Genomic DNA, 6782 nt, shown 5'->3' with positions numbered 1-6782 from the left:
ACAGGGCCAGGAGTTGCGCGGTGCACTGGGCGATGCGGCGGCAGGCTTCGGCCAGCCGTTCGCGGTCCAGCACCAGGGCAATGCGGATGTGCCCGACCACGCTGGGGCCGAAGGCTTCGCCCGCCAGCACCGAAACCCCATAACCCTCCAGCAGTCGCTCGGCGAACGCCTGGGCGCCCAGCCCGGTGCGGCGTACGTCGACCATGACGAACATGCCGCCATCGGGCAGCACTGGCCGCAAGCCCGGGCACTGCCCGAGCAGCGTGCACACCAGGTCGCGGCGCTGGCGGTACTCGTCGCGCATCCGTGGCAGTTCCGGCAGTTCGCGGGTCAGCGCCACCACTGCCGCATTCTGGATGAAGTCCGGCAGGCCATAGAGCATGCACAGGGCCAGATTGCTCAGGTGCCCGGCCAGCACCGGCGGAGCGATCACCCAGCCCACCCGCCAGCCGCTCATGGCATGGGACTTGGACAAGCTGTTGATGGTGGCGGTGCGCCCGCCCATTCGCGGCAGACCGCCCGGGCTCAGGTGCTGGCCTTCATACAGCAGGTCGCCGTAGACCTCGTCGGAAACCAGCCACAGGTCATGCTCCATGCACAACCGCGCCAGGACCTGCCAGTCATCAAGGGACAGGCTGGCCCCGGAGGGGTTGTTGGGGCTGTTGATGAGCATGGCCCGGGTCCGCGGGCTGATGCGCGCCGCCACTTCCTGCGGGTCCAGGCGAAAGCCCTGCTCGGCCCGTACCGGCACCGGCACCACGGTGGCGCCACAGGCACCGAACACCCCTTCGTAGGTGACGTACATGGGCTCGGCCACCAGCACCTCGTCCCCCGGGTCGAGCAGGCACTGGGCCACGGAGAACACCGCACACTGCGCCCCCGGCAGCACCACCACGTGCTCGGCATCGACGATCTGCCCAGTGCGCTGGTGGTGGCAACGGGCGATGCAACTGCGCAACGCCAGATTGCCGCGCACGTCCGAATAGTGGGTGTCACCGGCCAGCAGGCTGTCGATGGCCGCCTGGACCACCGGCCGGGGGGTGTCGAAATCCGGATCGCCGATGGTCAGCAACAGCACATCGCGCCCCTGCTCGCGCAAGGCCAAAGCTCGGTAATGGATATCCCAGGCGGCGGAACCTTCTCCGGCAATCCGTTGGGTCAGGGCTGAATAGCGCATCGCTTTCTCCATGAAAGATGCTTCAGCCAGAACCCTAGGTGCTGGCGCGGGACTCGTCGAGCGAGCGCCAGCGCCGTTGGACGCTTAGATCACAAAACGCGCCACCAGAGCGTTCAGGTCCACCGCCAGGCGCGACAACTCATGGCTGGCGGCGCTGGTCTGGTTGGCCCCGGCCGCCGACTGGGTGGCCAGGTCGCGGATGTTCACCAGGTTGCGGTCCACCTCGCGGGACACCTGCGCCTGCTCTTCGGAGGCGCTGGCGATCACCAGGTTGCGCTCGTTGATCTGGTTGATGGATTCGGCAATCTGCTCCAAGGCCACGCCCGCGGCGCGGGCCAGTTCCAGGGTGCTCTGGGTACGCTGGTTGCTCTGCTGCATCGACTCCACCGCGTCGCCCGTGCCGTTCTGGATGCCGGCCACCATCTTCTCGATTTCCTGGGTCGACTGGGCGGTGCGATGGGCCAGGGCCCGCACCTCGTCGGCCACCACCGCAAAGCCGCGCCCGGCCTCGCCGGCACGGGCCGCCTCGATGGCCGCGTTGAGGGCCAGCAGGTTGGTCTGCTCGGCGATGGCACGGATCACGTCCAGCACCTTGCCGATATCCCGGCCCTGGGTCGCCAGGCCTTCGATCATCACCGAGGTGCTCTGCACGTCGTGGGTCATGGTCTGGATCGCGTCCACGGTTTCCACCACCCGGTCGCGACCTTCGCGAGCGGCCTGGGTCGACTGCCGGGAAGCCTCGGAAGTGGACACCGCGTTGCGTGCCACCTCCTCCACCGCGGCGGTCATTTCGTTGACCGCAGTGGCCGCCTGTTCGATCTCGTTGTTCTGCTGCTGCAAGCCGCGGGAAGCCTCTTCAGTGACCGCGCTGAGTTCTTCCGAGGCCGAGGCCAGCTGGGTCGCCGAGCCGGCGATCTGCTCGATGGTGCGGCGCAGGCTGGCCTGCATCTCGGCCAGGGCCTGCAACAGCCGCGCCGGCTCGTCCTTGCCATCAACCTCGATGGCCTGGCGCAGGTTGCCGCCGGCGATCACCTGCGCGGCATTCAGGGCCTTGTTCAAGGGGGTAACGATGCTGCGGGTGAGCAACAACGCCAGAACAATGGTCAGCAGCGCGGCAAGCACAGCCACCGCCACAATCCCGGCGATGGCGCTGCTGTAGTGCTCGCCGGCAGCCTTGGAAGCGCTCCTGGCATCAGCAGCGTTGATCGCGATCAGTTGGTTCAACTGCTCGCCCATCTGGTCTGTGCCTTCCTTGATCCGCGAATTGATCAGGCTGCGCATTTCATCCAGCTTGTTCTGGCGCGACAGTTCGAGCATCTCGTTCTGCGCCTGCAGGTAGTTGTCCAGGGTCGTAGCGAAGGTCTTGTACAGCGCCGCCTCCTGCGGCCCCGCCGGCAAGGCCGCATAGCTGGCCTGGGCCTTCCTGGCGTTGTCCACCAGCACGCCGATGCGCGTCTGGGCTTCTGCCAGGCCTGCCGGCTCGCGGTTCACCAGCACACGGAAGGAAAGAATCCGCAGGCGCAGCACGTTCTCGGTGAGGTTGCCGAGAAAGCCGACACTGGGCAGCTGGTTGCTTTCCATGTCCACCGAGGCTTCGCGGATCACCGCCATGCGATTGACCGCAAACACCCCCAGCACCACGACCAGCAAGGCAATGAAGGCAAAACCGAGGAAAGCACGAGGGGCGATATTCAGGTTACGCAAGGACATAGGACGACTCTCGAGGGAGAACGGGCGACGGGCATCCATGCCGTTGAGCCGTCGGCGCATCAGGGGCTGTGCCGACGTGGGGCGCCGCGCTGTTGGAAGTCCGCGGGCCTGTCAGAGATATCGGCCGAACTTGAGCTTTCATATGGCTGATTGTTAAAAATATTTCTGAATGTGACCGGTGTATCACTGCTGATACAACACAACGAGAAGTGAATCGATAAAGCGCCTCAGCATCGTCCTCAGCCACCGTTTTCGACCCTCGCTCCGGCCACCCGCCTCCCTATGAAAAGTGCAATTCATTCGCCGGAAAAGCCATTTAGTCCATTCCCGCGGCTGCCCATCATGGCCCCAGTCAATAAAAACAACGCTGAGACTGGATATGAAACCTGAAGACTTTCGTGCCGCAACCGACCGCCCGCTGACCGGTGCCGAATACCTGGCCAGCCTGCGCGACGACCGTGAAATCTACATCTATGGCGACCGGGTCAAGGACGTCACCACCCACCCGGCCTTCCGCAACTCCGCGGCCTCCATGGCCCGCCTGTACGACGCCCTGCACGACCCGGCCACCAAGGAGCAACTGTGCTGGGACACCGACACCGGCAACGGCGGCTACACCCACAAGTTCTTCCGTTCGGCGAAAAGCCCCGATGAACTGCGCCAGCAGCGCGACGCCATCGCCGACTGGTCGCGCCTGACCTATGGCTGGATGGGCCGCAGCCCCGACTACAAGGCCGCCTTCGGCAGCGCCCTGGGGGCCAACCCGGAGTTCTACGGGCGCTTCGCAGACAACGCCCGCACCTGGTACAAGCGCATCCAGGAAGCCTGCCTCTACCTCAACCACGCCATCGTCAACCCACCCATCGACCGCGACAAACCGGTGGATCAGGTCAAGGACGTGTTCATCTCGGTGGACGAGGAAGTCGAGGGCGGGATCATCGTCAGCGGCGCCAAGGTGGTGGCCACCAACTCGGCCCTGACCCACTACAACTTCGTCGGCCAGGGCTCGGCCCAGTTGCTGGGGGACAACACCGATTTCGCCCTGATGTTCATCGCGCCGATGAACACCCGGGGCATGAAGCTGATCTGCCGCCCTTCCTATGAACTGCAGGCCGGCATGACCGGCTCGCCCTTCGACTACCCGCTGTCCAGCCGCTTCGACGAGAACGACGCGATCCTGATCATGGACAAGGTGTTCATCCCCTGGGAAAACGTGCTGATCTACCGCGATTTCGAGCGCTGCCGCCAATGGTTCCCCCAGGGCGGGTTCGGCCGCCTGTTCCCGATGCAGGGCTGCACCCGGCTGGCGGTCAAGCTGGATTTCATCACTGGCCTGCTGGTCAAGGCCCTGCAATGCACCGGTTCCCTGGAGTTTCGCGGGGTCCAGGCGCAGGTTGGCGAAGTGGTGGCCTGGCGCAACCTGTTCTGGTCCCTGACCGACGCCATGCATGGCAACGCCAGTGAATGGATGAACGGTGTCTACTTGCCCAGCACCCAGGCGCTGCAGGCTTACCGGGTGCTGGCGCCCCAGGCCTACACCGACATCAAGAAGATCATCGAGCAGGTGGTGGCCAGCGGCCTGATCTACCTGCCCTCCGGCTCCCGCGACCTCAAGGACCCGGTGCTCAACCAGTACCTCGGCACCTACTGCCGGGGCTCCGGGGGCATGGGCCACGAGGAGCGGATCAAGATCCTCAAGCTTCTGTGGGACGCCATCGGCACCGAATTCGGCGGCCGCCACGAGTTGTACGAGATCAACTACGCCGGCAGCCAGGACGAGATCCGCATGCAGTGCCTGCGCCACGCCCAGGCCAGCGGCTCAATGAAAGCCATGACCGACCTGGTGGACAAGTGCCTGGGGGACTACGACCTCGACGGCTGGACCGTGCCGCACCTGAGCAACCCGGATGACATCAACATGCTGGACCGCATCCGCCAATAGCCCACGCCACATGCAGGAGCGGGCTTGTGCAGGCGCTGGCTTGCCAGCGAAAACGCCCGCCAGAGCGCCACCAGGCCCAGGCCCCTTCGTCGGCAAGCCGGCTCCTGCAGCGCAATGCCCTGCGTCCACGAGGAATTCGTCATGTCTGTACTCGATCCCAAGCAACTCGCCTTTCGCAACGCCATGGCGCACATGACCGCAGCGGTCAACGTCATCACCAGCAACGGCCCCGCCGGCCGCTGCGGCATCACCGCCACGGCGGTCTGCTCGGTCACCGACAGCCCGCCGACACTGATGGTCTGCGTCAACCGCAACAGCGCCCTGAACCCGGTGTTCAAGGGCAACGGGCGGTTGTGCGTCAACGTCCTCAGCGGCGAACACGAAGAAGTGGCCCGGCACTTTGCCGGCATGACCGGCGTGGCCATGGACCAGCGCTTCGGCCTGCACCCCTGGCGCGACGGCCTGCAGGCCCTGCCGGTGCTGGAGGGCGCCCTGGCCAGCCTGCAGGGGCGCATCACCGAGGTCCAGGAAATCGGCACACACTCGGTAATGCTGGTGGAACTGGATGAAATCGGCGTGCTGGAGCACGGCGACTCACTGGTGTACTTCAGCCGTTGCTTCCATCGCCTGGCCCACCCTTGCCGGGCGGCCTGAACCCTTCCCTCCTGGCCGTCATTTCCCGCGCCTGGATGCCCGCCGGCATCCGGGCCAAGGGCCACCTCCTGCATCTGTAGGATGGCGCGGCTCTTCCAAGCCATCGATACTCGAACCAGGCCCTGCCCACGTCCCCTGACGTACCGGTCCCAAACCCCTTCCGTGACGAAAACAATAACAACGTCGCACAGAGGTACAGACCCATGAACCACCCCGAGCGTGCCCCGGCCAGCCTGTTGCAGGCCTTCAGCGAACTGACCCTTGAACTGCAGCAACTGGCGCAGAACAGGGACATCGAAAACCTGCACCAGCATGCACTGGCGCGCATCAGCAGGCTCCTGCCTTTCGACAGCGCCTGGTGGGGCCGTGCCGCACTGGTGGATGGCCTGCCGGATGAACACAGCTGCTACCTGTACCGCCTGCCACCGAGCTACCTGCCGGACTGGCAATCGATCCGCCACATCGATGTCACGGTGAGCCGGGTCCACGAGGTGCCGGGCCGGGCGGTGATCGTCGACATGGCCGATCCGGACAACGGCCCCGGCCTCAACTGGCTGGGCCGCCAGTACAACATCGGCGAACTGCTGTGCGTGGTGCACATCGACCCCCACACCCACCTGAACAATCACCTGGCGCTGTACCGCGCCCCGGGAGCGCCGCGCTTCAACCAGGGCGACTGCCACCTGCTGAACAACCTGATGCTGCACCTGGTGGCCGCAGTGTCGGCCAACCAGATCCGCACCCTGGTGGCCATGCGCGAGAAACTCACCGGCCCGCGCAACCTGGCCCTGGCCGTGTGCGACCAGCGCGGCGTGCTGCAATGCGCCGAACGCGGCTTCGTCGACCTGCTGCTGCATGAATGGCCGCAGTGGAGCGGCCCGCAACTGCCCATGGCGCTGGACCCCGGCGGCTTCGAAGGCAAGTCCCTGCAGGTGGAATCCTCGGCGGTAGGCGACCTCTGCCTCCTGGCGGCCCGCAGCCGCAACCTGCTGCCCCGGCTCAGCCCACGGGAAAATGCCGTCGCCCAGTGCTTCGGCGAAGGCAAGACCTACAAGGAAGTGGCCCGGGACCTGGGCATGTCGCCCAACACCGTGCGCCATCACATTCGGGCCATCTACAGCAAGCTCGGGGTCAAGGACAAGGCCCGCATCGCCCAGTTGCTGCATGCCCCTCCCGGCTGATTCCGCCCCCTGACCACCCTTGACCAGTGCCGTCGAATGTGACGGCCACGGGCAGCCTTTGCCCTTTTTCCAGCCCCTGCCGTGTGCCGGCGAGCCGTTCGCCGAACAACAACTCCAA

General features: G+C 65.5%; 5 protein-coding genes and 1 pseudogene. 3 read left to right on the top strand and 3 right to left on the bottom strand.

Annotated elements, in window-relative coordinates:
• The 3 genes and pseudogenes from F6S12_RS18120 to F6S12_RS33840 form a co-directional block, all read right to left on the bottom strand.
• Nucleotides 1-1177, bottom strand: a 1177-nt coding sequence (locus tag F6S12_RS18120; protein ID WP_123473479.1) for a pyridoxal phosphate-dependent aminotransferase, incomplete at its 3' end; no start/stop codon positions are given.
• Between the two features lie 84 nt (nt 1178-1261).
• Nucleotides 1262-2125, bottom strand: a complete 864-nt coding sequence (locus F6S12_RS33845) for a methyl-accepting chemotaxis protein (RefSeq protein ID WP_370059506.1) — start codon at nt 2123-2125, stop codon at nt 1262-1264.
• Nucleotides 2120-2887: pseudogene (locus F6S12_RS33840) on the bottom strand (MCP four helix bundle domain-containing protein); the annotation flags it as partial. The pseudogene F6S12_RS33840 and the gene F6S12_RS33845, both read right to left, overlap by 6 nt.
• A 379-nt stretch (nt 2888-3266) precedes the next feature.
• Here F6S12_RS33840 and hpaB point away from each other — a divergent pair.
• The 3 genes from hpaB to F6S12_RS18100 all read left to right on the top strand — a co-directional run bounded on the left by hpaB (nt 3267) and on the right by F6S12_RS18100 (nt 6664).
• Nucleotides 3267-4829: a 4-hydroxyphenylacetate 3-monooxygenase, oxygenase component gene (gene hpaB / locus F6S12_RS18110; protein WP_015635861.1), complete on the top strand. Its 1563-nt coding sequence runs from the start codon at nt 3267-3269 to the stop codon at nt 4827-4829.
• Between the two features lie 141 nt (nt 4830-4970).
• On the top strand, nt 4971-5483 hold the full coding sequence (gene hpaC, locus F6S12_RS18105) for a 4-hydroxyphenylacetate 3-monooxygenase, reductase component (protein WP_011061639.1): 513 nt from the start codon (nt 4971-4973) through the stop codon (nt 5481-5483).
• A gap of 203 nt (nt 5484-5686) precedes the next feature.
• Nucleotides 5687-6664 (top strand): helix-turn-helix transcriptional regulator, encoded by a 978-nt coding sequence (locus F6S12_RS18100; protein WP_011061640.1) that lies wholly within the window; start codon nt 5687-5689, stop codon nt 6662-6664.
• Nucleotides 6665-6782: the final 118 nt, after the last annotated feature.

Origin of the sequence: Pseudomonas sp. JV245A (assembly GCF_032424515.1) — a bacterium.
GTDB lineage: Bacteria > Pseudomonadota > Gammaproteobacteria > Pseudomonadales > Pseudomonadaceae > Aquipseudomonas > Aquipseudomonas protegens.
This window is presented reverse-complemented; position numbering and strand designations above follow the sequence as displayed.

Excerpts from the sequence above, each read along its gene's own strand:
- F6S12_RS33845 (WP_370059506.1), bottom strand. The coding sequence starts at position 2,125 with ATGCAGGCCAGCCTGCGCCGCACCATCGAGCAGATCGCCGGCTCGGCG.
- hpaB (WP_015635861.1), top strand. The coding sequence starts at position 3,267 with ATGAAACCTGAAGACTTTCGTGCCGCAACCGACCGCCCGCTGACCGGT.
- hpaC (WP_011061639.1), top strand. The coding sequence starts at position 4,971 with ATGTCTGTACTCGATCCCAAGCAACTCGCCTTTCGCAACGCCATGGCG.
- F6S12_RS18100 (WP_011061640.1), top strand. The coding sequence starts at position 5,687 with ATGAACCACCCCGAGCGTGCCCCGGCCAGCCTGTTGCAGGCCTTCAGC.